Source organism: Micromonospora sp. NPDC005215 (assembly GCF_040607915.1).
Classification (GTDB): domain Bacteria; phylum Actinomycetota; class Actinomycetes; order Mycobacteriales; family Micromonosporaceae; genus Micromonospora.
This window is the reverse complement of sequence record NZ_JBEXHQ010000015.1, coordinates 42,300-65,808: the sequence shown is the minus strand read 5'-3', so window position 1 is coordinate 65,808 and position 23,509 is coordinate 42,300. Positions and strand designations below refer to the sequence as shown.

General features: G+C 72.2%; 17 protein-coding genes. 4 read left to right on the top strand and 13 right to left on the bottom strand.

All coding sequences use genetic code 11. The features are described from left to right. Positions 1-115: 115 nt before the first annotated feature. On the top strand, positions 116-949 hold the full coding sequence (locus tag ABZU25_RS14195) for a hypothetical protein (protein WP_355029745.1): 834 nt from the start codon (positions 116-118) through the stop codon (positions 947-949). An 81-nt stretch (positions 950-1,030) separates the two neighbouring features. On the opposite strand, the gene ABZU25_RS14190 is transcribed toward ABZU25_RS14195, so the two are convergent. The 3 genes from ABZU25_RS14190 to ABZU25_RS14180 form a co-directional block, all read right to left on the bottom strand. Continuing rightward, positions 1,031-2,242: a putative sulfate exporter family transporter gene (locus tag ABZU25_RS14190; RefSeq protein ID WP_355029744.1), complete on the bottom strand. Its 1,212-nt coding sequence runs from the start codon at positions 2,240-2,242 to the stop codon at positions 1,031-1,033. Then, on the bottom strand, positions 2,242-2,388 hold the full coding sequence (locus ABZU25_RS14185) for a hypothetical protein (RefSeq protein WP_355029743.1): 147 nt from the start codon (positions 2,386-2,388) through the stop codon (positions 2,242-2,244). The genes ABZU25_RS14190 and ABZU25_RS14185 overlap by 1 nt, the downstream gene beginning before the upstream one ends. A 392-nt stretch (positions 2,389-2,780) precedes the next feature. Next, positions 2,781-4,634 carry an adenylyl cyclase gene (locus ABZU25_RS14180; RefSeq protein WP_355029742.1) on the bottom strand — a complete coding sequence of 618 codons (1,854 nt, stop codon included), beginning with the start codon at positions 4,632-4,634 and terminating at the stop codon, positions 2,781-2,783. A gap of 203 nt (positions 4,635-4,837) precedes the next feature. Between ABZU25_RS14180 and ABZU25_RS14175 the strand changes: the two genes are divergently transcribed. After that, entirely contained in the window at positions 4,838-5,302 is a 465-nt protein-coding gene (locus ABZU25_RS14175) for a hypothetical protein (protein ID WP_355029741.1), read from the top strand. A gap of 134 nt (positions 5,303-5,436) precedes the next feature. On the opposite strand, the gene ABZU25_RS14170 is transcribed toward ABZU25_RS14175, so the two are convergent. Next, complete coding sequence (locus tag ABZU25_RS14170) at positions 5,437-6,192, bottom strand: alpha/beta hydrolase (RefSeq protein ID WP_355029740.1); 756 nt, start codon at positions 6,190-6,192, stop codon at positions 5,437-5,439. A 322-nt stretch (positions 6,193-6,514) separates the two neighbouring features. Here ABZU25_RS14170 and ABZU25_RS14165 point away from each other — a divergent pair, with 322 nt between their 5' ends. Together ABZU25_RS14165 and ABZU25_RS14160 are read left to right on the top strand one after the other, a co-directional pair. Further along, positions 6,515-7,186, top strand: a complete 672-nt coding sequence (locus ABZU25_RS14165) for a hypothetical protein (RefSeq protein WP_355029739.1) — start codon at positions 6,515-6,517, stop codon at positions 7,184-7,186. A 17-nt stretch (positions 7,187-7,203) separates the two neighbouring features. Further along, entirely contained in the window at positions 7,204-10,245 is a 3,042-nt protein-coding gene (locus ABZU25_RS14160; RefSeq protein ID WP_355029738.1) for a BTAD domain-containing putative transcriptional regulator, read from the top strand. A 7-nt stretch (positions 10,246-10,252) separates the two neighbouring features. On the opposite strand, the gene ABZU25_RS14155 is transcribed toward ABZU25_RS14160, so the two are convergent. The 9 genes from ABZU25_RS14155 to ABZU25_RS14115 all read right to left on the bottom strand — a co-directional run bounded on the left by ABZU25_RS14155 (position 10,253) and on the right by ABZU25_RS14115 (position 23,475). Then, positions 10,253-10,807 (bottom strand): dihydrofolate reductase family protein, encoded by a 555-nt coding sequence (locus ABZU25_RS14155; RefSeq protein ID WP_355029737.1) that lies wholly within the window; start codon positions 10,805-10,807, stop codon positions 10,253-10,255. 73 nt (positions 10,808-10,880) lie between these two features. Next, entirely contained in the window at positions 10,881-11,435 is a 555-nt protein-coding gene (locus ABZU25_RS14150; protein ID WP_355029736.1) for a hypothetical protein, read from the bottom strand. Positions 11,436-11,452: 17 nt separating this feature from the next. Next, positions 11,453-13,297: a S9 family peptidase gene (locus tag ABZU25_RS14145; RefSeq protein WP_355029735.1), complete on the bottom strand. Its 1,845-nt coding sequence runs from the start codon at positions 13,295-13,297 to the stop codon at positions 11,453-11,455. After that, on the bottom strand, positions 13,298-15,076 hold the full coding sequence (locus ABZU25_RS14140) for an N-acetylglutaminylglutamine amidotransferase (RefSeq protein WP_355029734.1): 1,779 nt from the start codon (positions 15,074-15,076) through the stop codon (positions 13,298-13,300). A gap of 98 nt (positions 15,077-15,174) precedes the next feature. Continuing rightward, on the bottom strand, positions 15,175-17,844 hold the full coding sequence (locus tag ABZU25_RS14135; protein WP_355029817.1) for a carboxylate--amine ligase/circularly permuted type 2 ATP-grasp protein: 2,670 nt from the start codon (positions 17,842-17,844) through the stop codon (positions 15,175-15,177). A 206-nt stretch (positions 17,845-18,050) separates the two neighbouring features. Beyond that, complete coding sequence (locus ABZU25_RS14130; RefSeq protein WP_355029733.1) at positions 18,051-19,418, bottom strand: cellulase family glycosylhydrolase; 1,368 nt, start codon at positions 19,416-19,418, stop codon at positions 18,051-18,053. Between the two features lie 152 nt (positions 19,419-19,570). Continuing rightward, a complete protein-coding gene (locus tag ABZU25_RS14125) occupies positions 19,571-20,818 on the bottom strand; it encodes a VWA-like domain-containing protein (RefSeq protein WP_355029732.1) in 1,248 nt (415 codons plus the stop codon). Continuing rightward, positions 20,815-22,041 carry a MoxR family ATPase gene (locus tag ABZU25_RS14120; RefSeq protein ID WP_355029731.1) on the bottom strand — a complete coding sequence of 409 codons (1,227 nt, stop codon included), beginning with the start codon at positions 22,039-22,041 and terminating at the stop codon, positions 20,815-20,817. Before ABZU25_RS14120 ends, ABZU25_RS14125 begins: the two co-directional genes overlap by 4 nt. 57 nt (positions 22,042-22,098) lie before the next feature. Further along, positions 22,099-23,475, bottom strand: a complete 1,377-nt coding sequence (locus ABZU25_RS14115; RefSeq protein WP_355029730.1) for a hypothetical protein — start codon at positions 23,473-23,475, stop codon at positions 22,099-22,101. Positions 23,476-23,509 lie beyond the last annotated feature (34 nt).

The window sequence follows — 23,509 nt, the reverse complement described above, 5'->3', positions numbered from 1 at the left end:
TTCCCAGCAACTCTCAGCTACTGGAGCAATCGCGGTGGCGGCCGTGGGAGTGATGGTCCTGTCCGGAGGAGCTCCGGCTTACGCAGCACCTGGTGACGCCAGCGCCCGGGGAGTTGTGGTCGACCTGTCCGCGTCCGTGCTTGGCATTCCGGTGATCACCGCTGGCGCCGTCATTGGCACCGCGACGGCCCCGGCAGGCGGTGGTACGGACAGCGACACCGCCCTGGCGATCACCATCCCCGGCGCTCTGGGCGTCACCGCCTCCGGCACCGTGGTCGAGGTCAGCGCCACTCGCGGTGACACGGCGTCCTCCGCGAACGCCGAGATCGCCAATCTCGCACTCGGCGTACTCGGCACAGCGGTGATCGACGCCGACGCGATCACCGCAGCGGTGGCCTGCCCCCGGGTCGGGCCCCAGACCGCGGACACCACCTTCGTCGGGTTGGAACTGTTCGGCGAGCCGGTCGAGCTGCTGCCGAACACCCCCGGCGTCACCGCCAGCGCCGCCGTCACGGTCCCCGGACTGACGGGTGCCAGCTTGAACGTCACACTCACCAACGTGGAGACAACCACCGCCGACAGTGCCACGGCCATCGCCGTCCAGGCCACCATCCGGCTCACCGGCACCATCGTGGGTGGGCCGCTGCTGGACATCCCCGTCGGCACCGTCATCCTGGCCGAGGCCCGCTGCGAACGCCCTCTGCAGCCCACGCCGACGCCGACCGCCACGCCGACGCAGCCCACACCGTCACCGGCCCAGCCCACGGCGGCCCCGACCGCTGACCCGACACAGCCCACGCTGGCCCCCACGGCCAGCCCGACCCTGCCCGTCACCGGTGGCGACGCCGCCAGCCTGTGGTGGTTCCTCGGCACCGGCCTCGTCATGGTCATCGCCGGTACGACGGCACGGCTGATCTCCCGCCGGTCCCGCGCGTCGATCGAGGCGTGACACGCACCACCTGAGTGGCCCAGTGTGGAGAGGGTCCAGACCAGACCTCCGGTCTGACCCTCTCCACACGGTGCGGCACGTTCAGGCGGAAAAGTTGCGGAACAACAGCGACGCCAGGCCGAACGCCAACGCCAGGTTGAAGACGGTGGCACTGGCGAACACCGCCACCGGCCGCCAACCGGCCTCCCGCAACGACGCGACCCGGACCTCCAGGCCGATGCTGACGAACGCCAGGATCAGGAACCAGACGCGCAGGTCGTTGACGATCGCGATGGTGGCCTTGCCGTCCGCACCAGCCGTGTCGAGATACCAGGTGGCGATGACCGAGGCGGCGATGAAACCCAGGACGAACTTGGGAAACCGCGTCCACAGCTCGCGCAGGCCCGGCCGTTCCGCGCCGGGCCGCCGCTCCACCCGCAGCGTGAAGTACGCGGTGAGCGCGACCGCGACCACGCCCATCAGCGCGTTCTGGGTGACCTTGACGATGCTGGCGATCTGGAGGGCCTCCTCACCGGCGATCGCCCCGGCGGCGGTGACCGCGGCGGTGGTGTCGATGTTGCCTCCGATCCAGGCGCCGGCCACCGCGTCGGACAGCCCGAACACGTCGGCCAGCCAGGGCAGGATGAAGATCGACGGCAGCGCGAAGATGATGACCAGGGTCGCCGTGTAGGCCAACTGTTCCCGGCGCGCCCGGACCGCACCGGCTGCGGCGATCGCCGCGCTGACCCCGCAGATCGACACCGCCGCCGCGAGCAGCGCGCGCAGCTTGTCGTCGAGGCCGAACCGGCCGGCCAGCCACCAGGTGAACAGGAAGACGCCGCTGATCAGCAGAATCGCCTGGGCGATCGCCGGGCCGGCGGCACTGGCGATGACGGCGAGGTTGATCGAGGCCCCGAGCAGCACGAGGCCGGTCTTGATGAAGAACTCGGTCCGGAACGCCGCGGCGATCCGGTCCCGCCACCCGAGCAGCGAAACGGCGACGTTGCCCAGCAGGCCCAGCAGAATGGCGTAGACCGGGTACTCGATCGCCGCACCGACGTCCTCGACGGCGGTGCCCTCGGCCCACCCGGGAACGTTCTGCTCCAGGTAGCGGGTGAGCGCGGCGAGGCCGACCACGATCACCAGGCCGAGCGCTGTCCAGGCCCAGAAGACGCCGCCGCGCGCCGCGGTGGTCGGGTCGGCGGGGTCATCGGTGGTCGGCGGCCCACTGTCCGTTGCGGGCGCGACGGCGTCGATGGGGGTGGCGTCGGCCGCACGGGGCTCGTCGCCCGTACGGGTCGCATCGGTGGTCATCAGGGCACCAGCCCGGCGGGGATCGCACCGAGCAGGACCAGCGCGAGCAGGGCCAGACCGAGGACGGTCGCCAGCCAGTCCTCGTTGAACGCGAGCCGGGACTCCCCGGACGTCGGTGGGGTGGACGGTGACGGATCGGTGGTCATGACGTACCTCCGAGGGGGTTACCGGTCCGGGTGTGCCGGATCGGCTGAGGAGCGGGACACGGACACGCGAGGGCCTCGACGACCGCGCGCGGGGAACCGCCAGGGCCGGAAGGTCAGGTGGCGGCACGTATTCCGGCCAGCACGGCCGGATGGGGAGTGCGGGTGGTGACGGCGCTCAGCCAGTCGCCGGTGAGCCCGGACAGAGCTCGGAGGCGACCCGCATCAGGTCGACGACCCGACGCGAGGTAAGGAGCGGACCGACCGGCATTCCCCTATTTTCCTACCATCATGATAGGAATTCAAGACGGTTGGACGCACAATCTCCGTGGCGGTAACGGCCGACGGGGCCGGAGCCATCGCCGGCTCCGGCCCCGTCGGTACGCCCGGGATCCCTACGGGGTCGGGTACTGCGTGACGTAGACCGGTGCGCCGACCTTTGTCATGTCGGCCGCGTCGCCCACGCCGTTGACCACGTGGTCGATAGTGCCGGCACTGAGGTTGACGGTCATGATGTGGTGGAGCTTTACGCCCGGTCGGTTCGGGACCTCGAAGCCGTTCTCGGCGTGGATCGACGGGTTGTTCTGGTTGAAGACGTACACCCCGCCGCCGTACAGGGTGTGGTGCCGCACCTGGTCGCCGACCTTGTAGCCGGCCCAACCCTCGACCGAGCCGTTCATCCAGTCGGCCTGCGTCGGCGGGTCGTACGGCAGCTCGTTCTGGTACAGGATCGTGGTGCCGTGCTCGCCGTTCCAGACCGTGTTGTAGCGCTGGAAGTGCTCGACGAAGAGGCCGGTCGCGGTCACGTGGTCGCCGTTGATGACGGCGCCGTAGCGACCGGTGTTGGTGCGCCAGCGGTCGGTGTCCCCGTTGACGCCCTCGGTGAAGCCCTCCACGCCGTGGTCACCGCGCCACACCCAGGTGTGGTCGATGAGCACGTTGTCGCTGTTGACCTCCAGCGCGGTGTTCGTCCGCCCGATGTGCGGGCCGCCGACCCGGAAGTACACGTCGGACAGCGTGGTCGGGTTGGTCGGGCTGCTGGCGTTGTGGCCGTGCTGGCGACCCACCCGCAACAGGACCGGTGACTCGACGAGGCCCGCGTCGATCGTGACGCCCGCGACGATCACACCCGGGACGCCGGCGACGTCCAGCGGGATGGCCCCGTTCACCGCGGTGAGCGTGGCGTGCCCGATGCCGAGCACCACCGTGCCGGGGCGCCGGACCTCGATGCTGCGGGCGATGTCGTACGTGCCGGGGGTGAGCAGCAGGTGCTTGCCGCGCGCGAGCTGGCTGTTGATGACGCGCACCGAGTCGGTCGGCTTGGCGATGAAGAAGTCACCGATGTCGAGGGTCCGCCCCGGCGTGCTGCCGTCGGCCCAGGAGACGCCCCGACTGTCGCGCTGCGCGGCCGGCACCCGCACCTGGTAGCGACCCTTGCCGTCGACGAAGAGGTACGGCTTCTCCCGACTGAGCGGGGTGGTCTCCAGGGTCGTGTACGGCGGGTCGGGGAAGGTCACGTCGTCCGGCGCGCCCTCGACCCCCGCGAAGACCTGGTTCCACACCGCGTTGGACCAGCCGCCGACCTCGCTGTTGCGGGTCAACCACTGCTGCTGGGAGCCGTTGGTGGTGGCCGGCAGCCGCGAGTCGGCGATGAACCCGCCGCTGGCGTACTGCGGGCCGGCGGTGCAGTAGTCCATAAGCGACAGACCACCGCCGCTGATGTTGAGCCGGCGCATCGACACCGCCTGGGACACCGCCCAGAAGTTCGCAGTGGACCGGCAGTCGTCCTGGCCCGCGGCGTTGATGCTGAGCGACAGGTTGGACAGGGTACGCCAGAAGTTGACAAGCGCGAGGCAGTTGCCGGTGCCGCCGTCGGCCAGGCATCGGTTGTAGACCTCGAGTTTGCCGTTGACGGTGACGTCGGTGGGCGAGGCGCCCAGGCCGGAGACCTCGGTGTAGTAGCCGACCTTGGCCTGCAAGGGCTGCTCGGCCGTGCCGTACGTGCCCGGCTTGAACAGGTAGGCGTGCCGCTCGGTGCCCATCTCGTTGTCGACCTGCCGGGCGTGCGCCTCGTCGAGGGTCTGCTGGATCTCGCCGACCGGCGTGGACGGGTCGAAGATCGTGACGTTCGGGCCGAAGTCGGGAGCGCCGTGGGTCGGGCGGCCGGCGCTGGCGGCGGTGCTGGTCATGGCGACCGCGGCGGTCACCAGCAGAGCAAGAGTGAGGGTACGTCGGGACGGACTTGTCATGTGATTCGTCCTCTCCGCTGGCCGGACCGTTCGCCCGGGCGCAGCTACGGCGGCGTGAGAGCGCTCTCTGGCCCCGCCGGCCGAGAGTGCGGCGCGGTGAAGGGGTCGCCATGTTTCTACCCGGTCAACCGGCCGCGCGCCATGGCACGGACGGCGAACTCGGACCAGAAGGGTGAGAATGGTGGGTCATAAGGGAGGCGCCGATGTGCACCGACTCACTGCCCCACCTGGATGAACACGCCACGCTCATCGCGGCGACGCCCTACCATGTCTGGCCGCACCTCGCCGGTGTCGTCGAAGCGACGTTCTCGCGGCCCGGCATGACCGGGTACGCCCGCCTGATGGGCGCGGCCGACCCCATCACGTCCGGGCCCCGACCGCTCACCGAGGGCTCGACATTTCCCGGATTCCACGTCGCCACCGCGATCCCCAGCCAAGAACTGACCCTGCGTGGCAGCCATCGGTTCTCGACCTACGCGCTGATCTTCCGTCTCGACCCCGACGGTCCCGCCAGGTCGCGGCTGCGAGCCGAGACGCGAGCGGTCTTCCCCGGCCTGGCCGGGGGGCTGTACCGGCACCTGCTTCTCAGATCGGGCGGCCACGTCATCGGCGTACGCCGGATGCTCGCGGCGGTCCGACGACGATCCGAAAAGGAATCCACCGATTGACGCGACGGCCTCCCGGACAGCAGTGACCCATCCTCTCCGCCGCTCTGTCGATCATCGAGTTGTGGTGGTGCGCGAAACAGCAATTGGCTGTCAACATGGCCACCACAAGTCAATGATCAACGCTGTGCAGGCCCCTAAACCTCGTTCAGGAACTCGTCGATCATCGGGGCCAGCCAGTCGGCGCGCTGCGGGATCGAGGTGTGCGTCGTCCCGGGCAGGATGGCCAGCCGGCAGGCCGGCAGACCGGTCAGGTCGCCCGGCACCCCGCCGCCGAGCAGCCGGAGCATGTGCACCGCGTGTTCGGGTTGGACGATGTCCGCGTCGCCCAGCACGATCATGGCGGGCGCGGCCAGCGCGCGGATCTGCGCCGGGCTCCACCGCGGCAGGTTCGCGTCCAACACCTTCATCTTGGTGACCAGGTTGGCCCAGCCCGCCGGGTCCGGCGCGGTCCGCAGGTACTCCTCGTGAAACTCGGAGCCGTGCAGGTGTTCCGGTCGCAGATCCTGGATCCCGTCGAGCAGCCCGGGATGCAGGCCGGCGTCGTCGAAGCTCACCGAGGCGAGCACCAGCCGCCCGACCCGCTCGGCGTGGTCGGTGCCCAGGCGCAGCGCCACCGCCGCGCCGAGACTCCAGCCGAACACGTCCGCCCGTACGACGCCCAGCCGGTCGAGCAGCTCGACCACGTCGGCGGCGAAGTGCTCCACGGTCAGCGGACGGTCCACGTCCGGAGTGTGACCGTGGGCCTGCAACTCCACGGCGATCACCCGCCGGGACTTCGCCAGGGTCGGCAGGATCGTGCCGAACGAGGTGCCGATGCCGGAGAGCGCGCCGTGGATCAGCACCAGCGGGCGGCCCTCGTCGTTGCCATGTGTCTCGTGGTAGATGTCCATGCCCACACGGTGCGCCCACGCGCTTACGATCCGCTTCAGATCCCCTTGTCGAGGCTGGCGAAGAGCCGCCGTATGGAATTGTGGTGGACCTTCGACATTGATTCGCCGTTCCTGCCGCCCGTGGGACGTGTGCTTTCTCGCGGACGAGTCGCCCTTCCGACGGGACAATGGCGCAGAGATCGATGATGGTTGATTCTGGCCTGGATGCCGCCCGATTGTGTGACCGATCCGGACGCAATCGGACCGCTTGGCCGCTCGCCCCGCCGGGTGCGTCGGGGCTCGCCCGATGGCGGCCCACCTCTCGATTACCAAGGAGTCGCAAATGCCCACACCCAGTGCAGCCGACCTATCCGGGAACGCGGCGTTTCAGGGATTGCTGTCGGTTGGCCTGACGGTCCTACCCGCACACACCGCGGCGGTCCGACAGTTGACCGCCGATCAGCTAGGCGTTCAACAGGCCGAGGCCGAGGCCCTGGCGGTACGACTGCGTGCCCGGGCTCGGCAGCGTTCGGAAATCTCCGAGCCCGAGCTGGCGAAGCTGGCCGAGCTGGCCGGGCTCGCCCCGACCGACATCACCGACCTCACGCACCGGGCTCTCACCCACGGGATGGCGCTGATCGAGGCGTTCCCGGAGCTGACGTCGATGGACGATCACACGAAGAACATGCTGATCTTCGACGCGATGCGACGCGACGAGGCGTTCATGGATGCGGTCAAGCTCGCGACCACCGACGGCGTCGCCGCCGACGACCAATCCAGCGCGTGCAAGAACGCTTGTCTGCTGACCTTCTTGATGAAGTTGTTCGCTGCGCAGATCGATGCCGTCCAGCGGATGATGGCTTGTGCGGTCCTGGTTTTCCCGCCGCTGGTCATCGCCTGCGCGGCGGTCATGCTGATACTCATGATCGTGGCGATGACGAAAGCGAACAAGGAATACACCCAGTGCATCGAGGACTGCCTGGAAGGAAACGGGGGTGGAGGAGGCGAGGATTAGTACGCCGGCGCACTAGGATGACCGCCGTGCAGTTCGGGGTGCTCGGGCCGCTCGCCGTCACCACCGATGCCGGCGAGCCGGTGGTGGTGCCCGGCACCAAGGTGCGCGCCCTGCTCGCCGACCTGCTGACCAACCGCAACCAGGTGGTCTCGGCGGACCGGCTCATCGACGACCTGTGGGGCGACGACGCGCCCGCCAACCCCGCCGGCGCCCTCCAGGTGCGGGTGTCCCAGCTCCGCAAGGCGCTAGACGACGCCGAGCCGGGCGCCCGCGAGCTGGTCGAGTCCCGGCCACCCGGCTATCTGCTGCGGGTCGACGCGGTCGACGCGGACCGGTTCGCCGAGTTGGCCCGCAGCAACGACGCCGACCGGTTGACCGAGGCGCTCGGGCTGTGGCGCGGCGAGGCGTACGCCGACGTGGCCGACGCCGAGTTCGTGCGGGCCGAGGCGGCCCGACTCGCCGAACAACGCCTCGTCGTCCAGGAGCGGTTGGCGCAGGCCCGGCTGGCCCGGGGTGAGCATGACCTGGTGGCCGCGGACCTGGCCGAGCTGGTCACCCGGCATCCACTGCGCGAGGGTCTGCGGGCGGTGCAGTTGCGCGCGTTGTACGCGGCCGGCCGCCAGTCCGAGGCGTTGGAGAGCTACGCCGACCTGCGGGACCGGCTCGCCGAGGACCTGGGCCTCGACCCCGGCCCGGAGCTGGTCGCCCTGCACCGCAGGATCCTCGAACAGGACGCCGGCCTGAGCGCCCCGCCGAAGGCGACGTTCATCCGGAACAACCTGCCGGCCCCGCTCGACGAGTTGATCGGGCGGGCCGAGGCGCTGGCCGAGCTGCGGGCGCTGCTGCCTCGGCAGCGGCTGGTCACACTGGTCGGGCCGGGGGGCGTCGGCAAGACCCGGCTGGCCACCGAGACGGCCCGCGCAGTGTCCTATCCGGACGGCGTGCAGCTCATCGAACTGGCCCCGCTCCCGGCCGGTGACGCGCGCGTCGCCGAACAGGTGCTCGGCGCGCTGGGCGCCCACGAGGCCGCCGGAACGACAGTGTCCCCCGCCGACCGGGTGGTCACGGCCCTGCGGCACCGGCAGCTGCTGCTCGTGCTGGACAACTGCGAACACGTCATCGAACCGGTCGCCGAGCTGGTCGCCCGGCTGCTGCGCGACGTGCCCGGGGTGAGCGTGCTGGCCACCAGCAGAGAGCCACTCGGGCTGACCGGTGAGCTGCTCTGGGAGGTACCCCCACTGCCGGTGCCGGACGACGGTGACCTGGACGCGGTCCGGCGCTCGGCGGCGGCCCGGTTGTTCGTCGCCCGCGCCGCCGCGCAGCAGCGCGGTTTCCGCCTCGACGGGCAGACCGCGACAGCGGTGGCCCAGCTGTGCCGCCGCCTCGACGGTCTGCCGCTGGCGTTGGAGCTGGCCGCGACCCGGGTCCGCGCGCTGGGCGTACGCGGGGTGGTGGACCGGCTCGACGACCGGTTCCGGCTGCTCACCACCGCGCAGCGGGACGTGCCGCCCCGGCAGCGGACGCTCACCGCGGTGATCGGCTGGAGCTGGGACCTCCTGGACGAGTCCGACCGCGTGGTGCTCGCCCAACTGGCGGTGTTCCCGGACGGCTGCACCCCGGAGGCCGCCGAACAGGTCTGCCGAACCGACCTGGACGCCCTCGCCCGGCTGGTGGACCGGTCGCTGGTGGTGCTCGACGACTCGGGCGCGGCCCCCCGCTACCGGCTACTCGAATCGGTGGCCGCGTTCTGCCTGGAACGCCTCAGCGACGCCGACCAGGTACGCGCGCGGCACGCCGCCTACTACACCGAGCTGGCCGAGCGGGCCGACCCCGGGCTGCGCGGGTCCGACCAGCAACGCTGGTTGGCGCTGCTCGACACCGAGCTGGCGAACCTGCGCGCGGCGCTGGCGCACGGTCACGGGCTGCGCCTGGCGGTCGCACTGAGCTGGTACTGGTTCCTGCGCGGCCGGCTCACCGAGGCACGGCGGGCCCTGGCCGTGCCCGGCGACCCGGAGCAGGAGGCCCGCGCGGCCCCCTGGCGGGTCGGCTTCGCCCTGTCGCAGGGTGAGGTGATCGCACCGGACGACGTGCGCGCCGCGGTGGCCGCCGACCCGGACAGCCACGCCGCCTGGTTCGCGGCCAACGCGCTTATCGAACGCGGCGATCTGGCCCTGGTGTCGGAGCTGCTGCCCACCGCCGCCGCCGACCCGTGGACCGAGGCCGCGGTGCTCACCTCCCTGGCCCACATCGCCCACGCCAACGGTGACCAGGCCACCCTGGAGCGCACCGCGACCCGCAGCGCCGCGCTCTTCGCCGACCTCGGCGACCGGTGGGGTCGGCTCCGGGCGACCGAGTGGGTGGGTGGGCTGGCCGACATGCGCGGCGAGCACGAGCGTGCCGCCGCGCTGCACCGCGAGGGGCTGCGCTGGGCCGAGGAGTTGGCGCTGTGGCCGCAGGTCTGCGCCGAGCTGTCCTGGCTGGCCTGGCTCGCCGTGCAGACCCGCGACTACACCCAGGGTCGGGAACTGGCCGAACGCGCGTATGACCTGGCGGTGGAGCAGGGCTCGCCCGGAGCGTTGATCTTCGCGGAGATGAGCCTCGGGCTGGCCGCCCGCCGCGACGGCAAGCTCGACCTGGCCGTCACCCACCTCAGCCGCCTCGCCGACCTGGGCCGGGGAGAGAGCCAACCCGCGCTCTACCTGCCGATGATCCTGGTGGAGCTGGGCTACGCGGTCGAGCAGGGCGGCGACCCGGACGCCGCGTTGGCCCTGCACATCGAGGCGTTCGAGGCCGCCGAGGTGATGGCGACGATGCGCGACGCGGTCGGCCCCCTGGAGGGGATGGCGGCGGCGGTGCGCTCCCCCGAGGTCGCCGCCCGGCTGCTGGGCGCCGCGGCCGCCGCCCGACTCGCCACGCGGTCCCCCGCCGCGCCGGCCGAACGCGACGACACCGACCGGACGACCGCACGACTGCGGGCCGACCTCGGTCCGGAACGGTTCGACGCGCTGCTCGCCGAGGGCGCGCAGCTGAGCCCGAGCGAGGCCCGGGCCCAGCTCTGATCTCTGGTCAGGCCGTCGTCTTCGGCCGGTACGACGCGACGATCACGCCGCTCTTGTGCACCCGGGTGTCGACCAGGTCGAACGACGCCTTGACGTCGGTCAGCGGCGCGGTGAGGCTGGGGCCGCCCTCCAGCACCGGGTGGATCCAGAACCGGACCTCGTCCACCAGCCCGGCCCGGATCAGCTGCGCGGTGACCGAGCCGAAGCCGAACTGGATGATGTTCCTGCCCTCCTGGGCCTTGAGCGCGGTGACCGCCTCGACCAGGTCGCCCTGGAGCACCTCCGTGTTGTTCCAGGTGGGGTTGGTCAGGGTGGTCGAGGCGACGTACTTCTTGACGTTGTTGAAGTACGCGGCGCCCGTGGTCGGGTCGCTCTCGTCCATGTTCGGCCAGGCGGCGGACATGCCGTCGTAGGTGGCCCGGCCCATCAGCATCGCGTCGGCCTCGTTGGTCTGCTCGCCGGCGAGGCTCATGGCCTCCTCGTCGAAGTACGGCCCGGTCCACATCGGGTTCTCGATGACACCATCGAGGGTGATGTAGGTCGAGTTAATCAACTTACGCATCGGGATCTCCTGGGTTTCGGTAGTGCTCTCCGGTGACACCCAGAACTCTGCCGGCCTGCGCTTACGATTCGCTTCAGGTGCCCTTACCGTCGTCCGCGTCCGGGCCGGTCAGTGGGATGGGCAGCGCCTGCGCGGCCACCGTGCCACCGCCGGTCGAGTGCGCCGGGGCGGGGCGGTCCCCGGTGCGGCTGTGCAGCCGTCCGCGCCCGGCGGGCCCGGCCCGCCTGGTCACCTCGACGGTCACCATCCGCACCGGCGGTGGCGGCGCGGTGAACCGCCCGACACCCCACCGCACCCACAGTGGGATGCGACCGGCGTCCGCCTCGGCGCGCAGCTTCTGCACCGTACGGGCCCGGTCGGTGTGGTCGACCTCCACGACGACCGGCGGGCCGTCCGGGCGGGCACACGCCACGTCGAGGACCGAGTGTCGCTGCTCCATCGGCGGTGGCAACGGCACCACGCTGGGGGCGCGCCGGTAGACCCGCCAGCCCTGGGCCTCGGCCCACCGCACCACCGAGTCGATCACCCGGGCGGTGACCGCGTCGGCGTCCAGGTCGACGAAGGTCAGCTCGGTCAGCCAGTGATCCAGGTCGGCGGCCAACCGCTCGCCCTGCGCCGTGACCTCCACCGGCGCAGGATAACGCCTCAGCCGACGGGGGTCGCGGTCGCGGCGAGGTGCCGGGTCAGCCAGGCGGTGGTGGCCGTACGGGCCGCCTCCTGGTTGGCCCGCGCCAGGAAGTCGTGCCCCTCGCCGGTGAGCACCAGGTGCCCGTGCGGCACGTCCCGGACGGCGAGGGCCTGCGCCACCTGCGCCGACTCCCCGGCCGGCACGTTTGTGTCGTTCGCGCCGTGGATGAGCAGCACCGGCACGTCCAGCCGGTCGATGTGGGTAAGCGGCGACAGGTCACGCAGCAGCTCCGCGTCCCGCTGCGGGTCGCCGTACTTGCTGACGGCGGCGGCAGCGATCCACGGCTCGGTGCCGGCGTAGAAGGTGTGGAAGTCGGAGATGCCGCACTCGGCGACCCCGGCGGCGAACAGCCCGGGGAAGTTCACAAGCACCGCGAGGACGAGGTAACCACCGTAGGAACGGCCCAGACAGCCGAGCTGACCAGGCCGGGCGACACCGGCGTCGACGAGGAACTCACCGCAGGCCGCCACGTCGGCGATCGCACCGTAGCGGCCGGCGAGGTTGTCGGCGGCGACGAAGGAACGGCCGAACCCGGACGACCCGCGTACGTTGGGCGCGAACACCGCGACACCCTGCGCCACGAGGGCCTGGAACAGCGGGTTGTAGCCGGGGCGCTCCTGCGCCTCCGGGCCACCGTGCAGGCTGATCGCTGTCGGCCACGGGCCCGGCCCGGCCGGGCGGTAGAGCCAGCCGGACAGCGGCAACCCGTCCTGGGCGCGCAGGTCGACAAGTTGTGGCGCGATGCCGCCGCCGCTCGTGCCGGTGGTCGTGGCGCTCGGCCGCAACGGGCGCGGCGCGCCGGTCGGTGGGTCGACCAGCCAGACCTCCCGGGGCTGCACCGGCCCCTGCGCGGTCAGACAGAGCAGGTCGCCGCCGGCGGCGAAGACGACGTCGTCGAGCACCTCCCCGGGGGCGCCGACGGCCCGCTGCACGCCGTCGGTGAGGTCGAGCAGGCTCAGCTCGCTGCGCCCGCCGTAGGTGTTCCACAGCAGCGCGGCGCGTCGCCCGTCCGGGCTCGGCGTCACGTGCTCCAACTCGGCGTCCGATCGCCCGGCGAGCCGGGTCGGCGTCCGCTCCGGTCGGGTCAGGTCGACCCGCACCAGCGCGGCCAGCTCCGAGAACGCGTCGGTGCGGGCCAGCACGCTCGTGCCGTCCGGGCCGAACCAACCCTGGTCGGTGCTGCCCTGGCCGGTGGCCGGGAACAACCGCCGCTGTTCGCCGGTCGCCACGTCGAGCAGCTCCAGCCAGCGGGCGTTACGCGGGCCACGGCGCAGCAGCGCGACGCCGACGTCCGCTGTCACGTCCAGGAGCGTGAGCAGATCGCCCTCGGCGAGCACCCGCCGATGCCCGGTGCCCGCGTCGACCAGGACGGCCCGGCCCTGCTCGTCGGTCTCGGTGACCAGCAGGACCGCGCCGTGGGGCAGCCAGCCGGCCAGCGCGGCGCTGCGCCGGCCGAACCCGGCGACCTGGCGGCGTCGCGAACCGTCCGGGCGCAGCACCCACAGCTCGGTGCGGGGCGCGCCGCCGGGGGCGACGACGCAGGCCAGCCACCGCCCATCCGGGGACCAGCTCAGCGCCAGCACCGGCTCGTCACCGGTGGGCAGCGCCACCGCCTCGGCGGCGTCGATGTCACGAACCCAGACGCGCGGGCTGCCGCCCTGGTCGGAGAGGTACGCCACCCGGCGTCCGTCGGGCGACGGCGCCGGACGGTAGTCCTCGCCCACGGGCACCGGCAGCGGCGGCCGAGGGCTGGCGGGTCGGGTCCGCAGGACGGTACGCGGCAGCTCAATCCGTACGCTCATCTAAACCCCGATCCGCTGCAACCAGAGCTCCAGCAGCCCGAGCTGCCAGAGCGCGTTGGAACCCAGCGTGGTCCGCCGGGCGTTCGGCGCGTCCAGCAACTCCTCCAGGTAGTCCTTGCGGAACAGGCCCCGCTCGCGCGCCGGCTGGGCGGTCAGCGCGTCCCGGACGTCGTCGAGCAGCGGGCCGGAGAGGTGCCGGATGGCGGGCACCGGGAAGTAGCCCTTCGGCCGGTCGATCACCTCGTCCGGCACGATGCCCCGGCTCGCCGCCTTGAGCACGCCCTTGCCGCCGTGGGCCAGCTTCAGCGCGGGTGGGCAGGCGGCGGCCAGCTCGACCACCTCGTGGTCGAGGAACGGCACGCGGGCCTCCAGCCCCCAGGCCATCGTCATGTTGTCGACCCGTTTGACCGGGTCGTCGACGAGCATCACCAGGCTGTCCTGGCGCAGCGCCGCGTCCAGCGCGGTGTCCGCACCGGGCGCGCCGAAGTGGGCGGCGACGAATTCCAGGCTCGCGTCGTGGTCGAGCATCCATTCCGGCGCCAGGTGCCCGGCGAGCGCGTCGTGGCGACGGTCGAAGAACACCCGGGCGTACGCCTCGACGGCGTCCGCGCGGGCCACGTTGGCCATCGGCGGGTACCAGTCGTAGCCGGCCAGGATCTCGTCGGCGCCCTGCCCGGACTGCACCACAGTGATGCGCTGCGAGACCTCCTCGGAGAGCAGGTGGAACGCGACGCAGTCGTGGCTGACCATCGGCTCGCTCATCGCCGCGATGGCCTCGTGCACGGCGGGGACGAACCGGCTGGCGCCGATGCGGATCTGCTGGTGGTCGGTGTCGAAGTGGCGGGCCACCAGGTCGGAGTAGTGGAACTCGTCGCCGCTCTCCCCCGCCGCCGCCTCGAACCCGATGCTGAAGGTCGCCAACCCGGTCTGGCCCTGCTCGGCCAGTAGCGCGACGATCAGGCTGGAGTCGAGACCGCCGGAGAGCAGCACCCCGACCGGCACGTCGGCGACCATCCGTCGGCGTACGGCGGTGCGCAACGCCGCCATGATCCGTTCCTGCCACTCGTCGGCGGACATCGCAGCGGCGGCGGCCCGGCTGAACTCCGGCTGCCAGTAGAGCGTGTCGGTGCTCCGGCCGTCCGCGGTGATCACCCGCACGGTGGCCGGTGGGAGCTTGCGGACCCCGGCGAGGATCGTGCGCGGTGGGGGCACCACCGAGTGGAAGGTCATGTAGTGGTGCAGCGCCACCGGGTCGAGGTCGGTGTCCACGTCACCGGCGGCGAGCAACGCTGGCAGGGTCGAGGCGAAGCGGATCCGTCCCGGCCCCTGGGCCAGGTAGAGCGGCTTGATGCCGAGCCGGTCGCGGGCCAGCACCAGGGTGTGGGTGGCCAGCTCGACCAGGGCGAACGCGAACATCCCGTAGAACCGTTCGACGCAGGCCGTCCCCCACCGGTGGTACGCCTTGAGGATCACCTCCGTGTCGGAGGTCGACCGGAAGGAGTAACCGAGGGCGGTCAGCTCGTCGCGCAGCTCCCGGTAGTTGTAGATGCAGCCGTTGAAGACCACGGCCAGGCCCAGCTCGGGGTCGACCATCGGCTGGGCGCCGGCGTCGGAGAGGTCGATGATGCGCAACCGGCGGTGCACCAGGGCCACCGGCCCGTGCTGCCACCGCCCCGCACCGTCCGGGCCTCGGGAGGTCAGGACGGGAAGCATCCGCTCGACGGCGGCCAGGTCCGGTGGCGCCCCGTCGAGGCGTAACTCGCCTCCGATACCGCACATGGCACTCACCTCTCATCGGCTCGGATCCGCTCGGGCCGCTGCCGGTCCAGGTTTGGCGGACCGGGTTGCGTACCGATGACGGGTAGGTCAACCGTGCGTTACACCGAATTCTGCGCGGCTCCGCCGAGCAACCAGGTGTCCTTCGACCCACCGCCTCGCGACGAGTTGACGATCATGCTGCCGGCCGGCGCCACCCGGGTCAGCGCCACCGGCGCGACCTCGGCCTTCTCGCCGAGGAACACGAACGCCCGCAGGTCGACGTGGCGGGGCGCGAGAGCCGTGCCGTCGAAGACCGGGTGGGTGGTGAGCGAGACCATTTCCTGGGCGATCCACCGGTGCGGGGCCGCGAGGATCTGCTCCCGGACGGCGTCCAACTCCTCCGCCTCGGCCCGCGGGCCGAGCACCACGCGGTCGCCGCCGTACCCGTCGACGGGCTTGAGCACCAACTGGTCGAGCCGGTCCAGCACCTCGGCCCGCTGCTCGGGCAGCCCGCACAGGTACGTCGGCACATCCCCCAGCAGGGGCTTCTCGCCCAGGTAATACTCGATCAGTCGGGGCACGTACGCGTACAGCGCCTTGTCGTCGCCGACGCCGTTGCCCAGCGCGTTGGCGAGCGTGAGCCGCCCGGCGTGCACCGCGGCGAGCAACGGCCAGCCCAGCGGCACCCCGTCGGCGCCGGGCGCGTGCAGCAGCGCCTCCTCGTCCATCCGCAGGTAGATCACGTCGACCCGGCCGCGGGTGCCGGCGCGGACCAGCCAGACCCGACCCTCCTGCACCAGCAGGTCGCTGGTCTCGGTCAGCGGCACACCCATCTCGTCGGCGAGCAACCGGTGCTCGAACCATGCCGGGTCACCCGAGCCGCTGCTGAGCACCACCACGGCGGGATCGTCGGCCGCGGCGGGCGCGGCGGCGAGCAGCGCCCGGTACAGCATCGCTGGCGTCTCGTCGGCGGACAGCAGGTCCTCCGGCACCGGCAGCTCCGGTAGCACCGCCTGGGTCAGCCTGCGGTTCTGCACCGCGTAGCCGATCCCGGACGGCACCCGCAGGTTGTCCTCCAGGACGTACCAGCCGCCGTCCGGGTCCCGGACGAGGTCGGTCCCGGACACCTGGGCGCGGGTGCCCCGCCGGCCCATCAGCGCGCCGGTCGGGCGCAGCCCGGGTGAGGACTCCACCACCCACGCCGGCACCACGCCGTCGGCCACCACGGCCCGGTCGCCGTAGACGTCCCGGAGGAACGCGTCCAGGGCGTAAGCGCGTTGCACCAGGCCGGTGCGCAGGGTCTGCCAGTCGGCGGCCGGTACGACGCGCGGCACCAGGTCGACGGGGAACAGCCGGGTGCTCGCCTCGCCGGCCACGCTGAACGTCACGCCCCGCGCGCGCTGCTCCTCGTCCCGGTCGTGCTCACGTTGCCGCAGGGCGCCGGCACCGAGTTGGCGCAGGGCCGCCAGGATCGGGGCGTACGCCGGCTCGGGCCCGGCCGCTCCGAAGACCTCGTCGCCGGCATCGGCGTACGTGGGCAGCGCCGGCGGTGTGGGCGCGCCCGGCTGCGCCTCGCGGATCCGGCCCCGGGTCTCGTCGAGGAGCAGGTCCACCACGTCGGCCAGCCGGCCGCGACGCTCGTACGCCCGTCGCTGCCGCGCGGCGGAGCTGCCGCGCTCCAGGGCGTACCGGGTCAGCTCCCGGATCTGCTCCCAGTCACCGGTCGCCTCCAGCTGCGGGCGCAGGTCGGTCACCAGGCGGCGGACCGCCTCGGCGGCCGGCACCGGCCGGGCCGAGCGGGGCAGGTCGAGCAGGTCGCCCTCCAGCCCGGAGCGGGCCGCCCGCCACACGGCGGCGCGCAGCACCGGGGGCCGCACGGCGGTGCGCTCCACCCCGGCGCGCAGGGCGGCGACCTCCCGCCGGACCAACGCCCGGAACAGTCCGGTGAGCAGGACGATGGTCTCCACGTCCGCGTTGGCGTCGGTGATCCGCAGCTCCACTGTGGGCACGTGGGCCGACGGCCGGACATCGAAGTAGATCATGGCAGGGTCGGTGATCGTGCCGGAGGAGATCAGCTCGGCCACCAACGCCTCATGGTCCGCCGCGCTGGTCACCTCGCCCGGGTCACCCGCCGTGGGCCAGCGCTGCCAGACCAGCGACCGGACGCTGGCGTAGCCGCTGTCCTGACCCATCCAGTACGGGGAACTGGTCGACAGGGCGAGCAGCACCGGCAGCCACGGCTGGACCCGGCGGGTGACAGCGACGGCCAGGTCCCGGTCGGACACCCCGACGTGCACCTGCGCACCGCAGATCAACTGCTCCCGCGCGAGCAGTTGGTACTCGTCGAGCATCCGCCGGTAACGGGAGGTGGGGGTGACGCTCGGGTCGCCGTCGGCGCGCAATGGCACCGTGCCGGCCGCCACGATGCCCAGCCCGGCCCGGTCGGCGACCTGGACGGCCAGCTGGCGCAGCCGGGTCAGCTCGGCGCGGATCTCGTCCAGGGTGCGGCAGACCGCGGTGTTGGTCTCCACCACGCTGCGGTGCAACTCCGCGGTGAACGAGTCGGCCGGGAGACGGTCGAGCAACTCCCCGGCCCGGGGCACCAGTTCCCGGGTGTGCAGGTCGACGACGTGGAACTCCTCCTCCACACCGATCGTGGCGAGATCCGCCGGATCGCCGTCGTCGAGGGTCGCGGCGGTGTTGGCGCGCGGCGTCGGCAGTGCCCGGCCGTTGCCGGACCGGCTGATCGGCCCGTCGAACGTCGGCGCGTTCGTGGTGTTGTCGGCCATGGTCACCCCGGTTCGCGTATCGGTGGTCGTGGCTGTCCGACGAGCGTTCCCAGGGTTGGTACCGAGCGTGTTTCCGGTGCGTTAAGGTGGCGGACCGTTCTCACCAGGGTCGCGTCTCACCACGAGCATCGACGCAGGATCGGCGATGTCGGGGTGTCACGCTGACCGACACCCCGACATCGCTGATCCTCAGTTACTGACCGAAGTCACCTCATGTTCGCCACCACGAACGGCGCGTGGCCGTGCAGGTAGTTGGTCCACCCCCCGGTCACCGGCGCGCCGGGGCTGAGCAGGTTGGTGGTGTCGGTGCCGACGTCGAGCTTCCACGCCGTCCAGGAGATGCCGTTCGCCCTCATCCAGTCGATCCAGGACTGCGCCTCCGGCAGGCAGGACCGGCCGTCGAGGCCGCCGTCGGCGTTGCTGGCGCCCCACTCGGTGACGAAGAGCGCGAGGCCGGCACGGATCGCCGCGTCACCCTTGGCCCGCAGCGACGCGCCGTGCGTGCACGAGTAGAAGTGCAGGGTGTACATCAGGTTCGTGCCGGTTACCGGGCTGGCCGCCGCCACGTCCACGTCCTGCGACCAGGTCGGCGTGCCGAGCACGACGATGTTGTCCGGGTCGGCGGCGCGGATCGCGGAGACCACCGCCTGGTGGTACGGCTTGATGACGTTGGTCCAACTCACCTGCAACGGCTCGTTGTACGGCTCCCAGATGACATTGGGCAGGTGCCCGTAGCGGCGGGCCAGGTCGCCGAAGAACGCCACCGCCTGGGACTGGTTGTTCTGCGCCTCGTGCGCGTGCCAGTCGACGATCACGTAGACCCCGGCGGTGACCGCGTTGTTGATGATGGTCTCCACCTGCGCCCGCGCCCTGCCCGGATCACTCAGGTACGCGCCGGCCGGCTCCACGCCCATGGCCGCGCGGATCACCTGGAGGTTCCAGTTGTCCCGCATCCAGCGCAGCGCGGAGAGGTTCTCGGCGTACGGGGCGGTTTCCCAGTTGAGCCACATGCTGCTGATGCCGCGCAACTGCACCCGCGCGCCGGACCTGTCGCACATCGTCGTGCCGCAGACCCGTAGCTGCCCGTGCCGCTCGACCGGCGTGCCGGTGCTCGGCGGCGGAGTCGTCGGCGGCGGGGTCGTCGGCGGCGGGGTCGTCGGCGGCGGGGTCGTCGGCGGCGTGCCGCCACCGGTGCAGGACGCGCCGTTCACTGTGCAGTTGAGCGGGGTGCCGGAGCCGTTGACGAGAAAGCCGAACGAGGTCGACGCCCCGGCGGCGAGCGTCCCGTTCCACGACACGTTGGTGAACGTGTAGTGGCTGCCGGAGGTCGTCTGCTGCGCGTTCCACGACTGGCTGACGCTCGACCCGGCGGGCAGGTCGAACTCGACCCGCCAACTGGTGATCTGTGCGGAGGTGTTGTTGGTGACGGTGACCTGCCCCTGGTAGCCATTGCCCCAGTTGTTGGTCACGGAGAACACGGCGGTCGCCGCGCTGGCCGGTGTGGCGACCATCGCCACCGCACCGGCGAGCAGGCCGGCGACGGCCAGAGTCGTGACAAGTCTCAGTGCGCGCATGCTGAACCCGCTTCGGTCAATCGACGGTGATGGCCTGGGGCGGGGCGGCGCCTGCGGCAGACGATATCGATCATTCGCTATGCAGTTCAAGACCGGGCCACTGATTTTCTCGCTGGCCGGGGCGTCGGCAGCAGGGCGACCACTCGTCGGACTCAGTGCGGCCCGATGGTCACCACCCGCGCCCACGCCGGTGGCGTGACCGGAACCCGATCCGCGTCCTCGGTCCACGACGCCCGGCTCCGGGGAAAGAGGCCCACCACCGTCCGCGCCACCGGACGGGCGCTCGGCCAGGGCGTCTGCCCGTCGGTCAGTGCCACGATGACGTCCGGCCGCACCCGCTGCGCACGGACGAAGCCGGTCCGCAGATCCGTGCCCCCACCGCCGATCAGCGGGATCTCCTCGGCGCGACACAGTGCGTGCACGACCCGGGCCGCCGCGTCGCACGGCAACACGCTCACCAGGTCGCGTCGACCGCCCACGGCCCGGGAGATCGCCGCCACCTCAAGCAGCGCGCTGCCCAGCTCGGCGTCGCTTACCGACCCGGAGGTGTCGACGATGACGCACACCGTCGGAGGTCGGCGGCGCAGGCTGGGCAGAATCACCCCCGGCACGCCGTGGGATCGCCGGGACGGCCGGCCGTAGCTGTGGTCCGTACCGGTCCCGGCCGCCACCGCCGCCGAGCGAACCGCCGCCCCCAGCAGGTCACGCCACGGCTGCGGTGGGTGGAACGCCTGCTCCGCCCACCGTCGCCACCCCCGGGGCACGGATCCCGGGTGGCCGGTGATGCCCTCCGCCACCCGGAACCGGACCGCGTCGCGCTCCTGCTCGCTGAGGCCGTGCGCGCCGTCCGGTCCCAGGTCCCACTCCCGCTCCAGCCCGTCCGCGCCACTGCCACAGTCCAACCAGACCAGACCCTGGGTACGCGGACCCAACCCGAACTGGCGCAGGTAGTCCTCCATCAACTCCCCGGGGGCGAGCCCCAGCGACGCCGGCTCGACGGCGCCCTCGGGCATCGTCAGGCCGTCACCGAAGACGTCGTCGTTGATCTCGCAGTCCGCGGCGATGTTCATGCGCAGCCGCTCCCCCGGGCCGTTCAGCCCTCGGTCCCGGGCGACCCGGTCACCCCGGCCGTGGTGGTCGCGCAGCAGATGCGACACCTCGTGCACCCACACCCCGGCGAGCTCCTCCAGCGGGGTGCGGTCCACGAACGTCGGCGAGACGTAGCAGCGCCAGTGTCGGTCCACTGCCATCGTCGGCACCTGCCGCGACGCCACCGGGTGCAGGGCGAACAACGCGGTCGCCAGGTAGGGACGCACCCGGGCGGCGTACAGGCGGGCGGCGTACAGCTTGTCGACGTCCAGCTTGTCGACGTCCAGCGTCGTCGGGTCCCCGGCGTTCATCGTCCAGCCCCGGCGGCGGCCGCGATCCGGGTTGCCGCCTGGTCTGCTCGCCGGGACAGCGACACGACCCCGGCGAGGCGTTCGATAGTGGCGGGCACGTCCCAGTCCTCGCGGCGCAGGGTGGCGAGAGTGGTCGCGGGAACCACCACCAGATCCGGCGCGCCGGTCTCCACGGCCCGCGCCAACAGCACCCACGCCGCGTCCCACCGGGACCGTTCCGGGCGGTTGCGGACCGCCGCCACCACGGCGTCCAACACGGCCTGCCGCAGATCACCCCGATCGGGCAGCGCCGCCGTGGCCGGATCAGCCAGCAGGTCCTCCGGGTCGGGCAGGTCCATCCGATCCATACTGGCCAGCAGCTCCAGCCCGGGGCCGTCGCCGACCGTGCCCCGGACCAGGAGCGACAGCACCTCGCGGGAGACGCCCGCCGCCGTCGCGAAGGCGGTCAGGCGCAGCGCCATCTCCCAGCTCCGGGGCGACGGCCACGGCCCACCACGGGCGGCGTCGGTGGTGGGCAGCCGGTGCACGAGATCCGGACGGACGGACAGCAGGCCGCACACCGCCCGGCGGGCGAAGGCGACGGCCTCCGGCAGCAGGTCCGGGTCGAGCCGGGGCAGTGCCGCGCGCGGCCAGGTGCCGCCGAGTCCGCGTACGACGACCTCGTGGTCGTGGGTCCACTGAAGATGGACGAAGCGGTTGGCCAGCGGCGGACTCAACTCCCATCCCTCGGCGGCCGACGACCGTGGATTGGCGGCGGCGACGATCCGTACGCCGGGTGGCAGCCGCAGGGCGCCGACGCGGCGCTCCAGGACGAGGCGCAGCAGGGCGGCCTGGACCGCGGGTGGCGCGGTGGACAACTCGTCGAGGAACAGCAGGCCCCGACCCGCCCGGACCAGGCGCACCGCCCAGTCCGGCGGGGCCATCGGGACACCCTGGGTCGCCGGATCGTCGCCGACGATCGGCAGTCCCGAGAAGTCGGATGGTTCGTGGACGCTGGCGACGACCGTCGTCAGTGGCAGGTCCAGGGTTGCGGCCAGGTGAGTCAGGGCCGCCGTCTTGCCGATGCCGGGCGCCCCCCAGAGGAGGACGGGCAGATCGGCCGCCACGGTCAGGGTCAGGGCCGACAACTGGGTGTCGGTGCGGGGTTCGGTGGTGGTCGCGCCGAGCAGGGCGAGCAGGTCGTCGGCGACATCGAGCTGAGGACTGGACGCAGGCATGGTCATCACCTTTGGGTTCGCGTTGGGTGAGTGGGAGCCGTACCGGGCAGACGGGGTCGTCGGTCAGCTGAATGTCGCGTGCCGGGTGCGCCGTCGGCGCACGCCGGAGCGGCGAGGTTCTTCGGCGGTGGGGCCGCGCCCGGCCTCGATCAGGCCGGCCCGGAACAGGCCGTGGGTGATCCGCCGCTGTGCGGCGGCCTCAAGTTCGTCGCGCAGGGCACCGTCGCGCAGCAGCGCCTCGGGGCCGAGCAGGGCCTCGACGGTGGCCAGCGCGCCGGCGGTGTCGCCGTGGTCGAGCCGCGCCCGCACGTCGGGAAGGCACTCCGGCTGTCGGTGCGCCTCGTCGATGGCCCGCAGACAGGGCAACGGGGTCCCGGTGAGCGCGGCCAGCAGCTCCTCGCGGCGGATCTCGGCCGGGCCGTGGTCCAGTGCGGCGAGTACCCCGTCGACCAGGCCGATGCGATGGTGGGCGCCCCGGCACGGCACCAGGCGCGGTGCCGAGGCCCGGTCCGACGCCGCCGGGCGGGTGGGCACCGGATCTTCCGGCATCAGTGCCGCCGCGACCAGGGGATGCAGTCCGGCGGGCTCGATCATCCCGGCGCGCAGCAGCGCCAGATCGGGCAGCACCCAGGTCGCCGCGTCGGGCAGCACCGGCAGACCCGTCCCGCCCGCCGGCGGGCTGACCCGCGCCACGGCCGACCAGCGCTCGTCCGCGCCTGCCGGCACACCAGCCCGTGCGCTGACGTGCAGGACCAGCCGGCGACCGGTGCCGAGCCGCACCGCGACGGCACCGCCGGTCCGGCCCTCCGAGGCGAGCAACAGCGCCGCCTCGGCTGGCCACCTGTCAATCGCAAACCGGTGTACGCCAACCAACTCGTCGGGGACGCCCTCGGGTGGGGCGGTGTCCGACGCCCGGCCCGCACCTGATCGGGTCCGCAACTCAGCGGTCCGGCGCGCGTCGAACAGGTGGCGGTGCAGATCGAGGCGGAAACGCTGGTCGGGGCGGGAATGCGGACCGGACCCGTCCCACAGTCCGAGGCTGATGCGTTGCCCGGCATCGGCCCAGACCGGTGGAGTACGGGCCACCAGGTGCATTGCGCCAGCGGCGGGCTGCTCCGGGTCGTACCGGATCAGCGAGATGGTCAGGCCCGGACGCAGCAGACCGTCGGGGGCGACCCTCGGTAGGTGCCAGCGCAGCAGGTCGGGGGCCAGGTGACGGAGGTCGGCCCGAAGCCGTGCCGCCAGCTCCCGACCGTGGCGGTGGGCGACCGCACGCAGGCTGATGTCGGCATCGACGCGCGCGGCGGCGCACGCACCGCCCCAGTCACCGACCCGGCGGCGAGCACCCGCTCGTTCGATCATGGACGGCGGCACGGCGAACTCGCGCACGCGCCGCCAGAAGGACAGTCGAGAATCCGCATCAGCGGCCCGGGAGTGCATCAGCACTCACCGTTCGCGGATCGGACCCCCAATC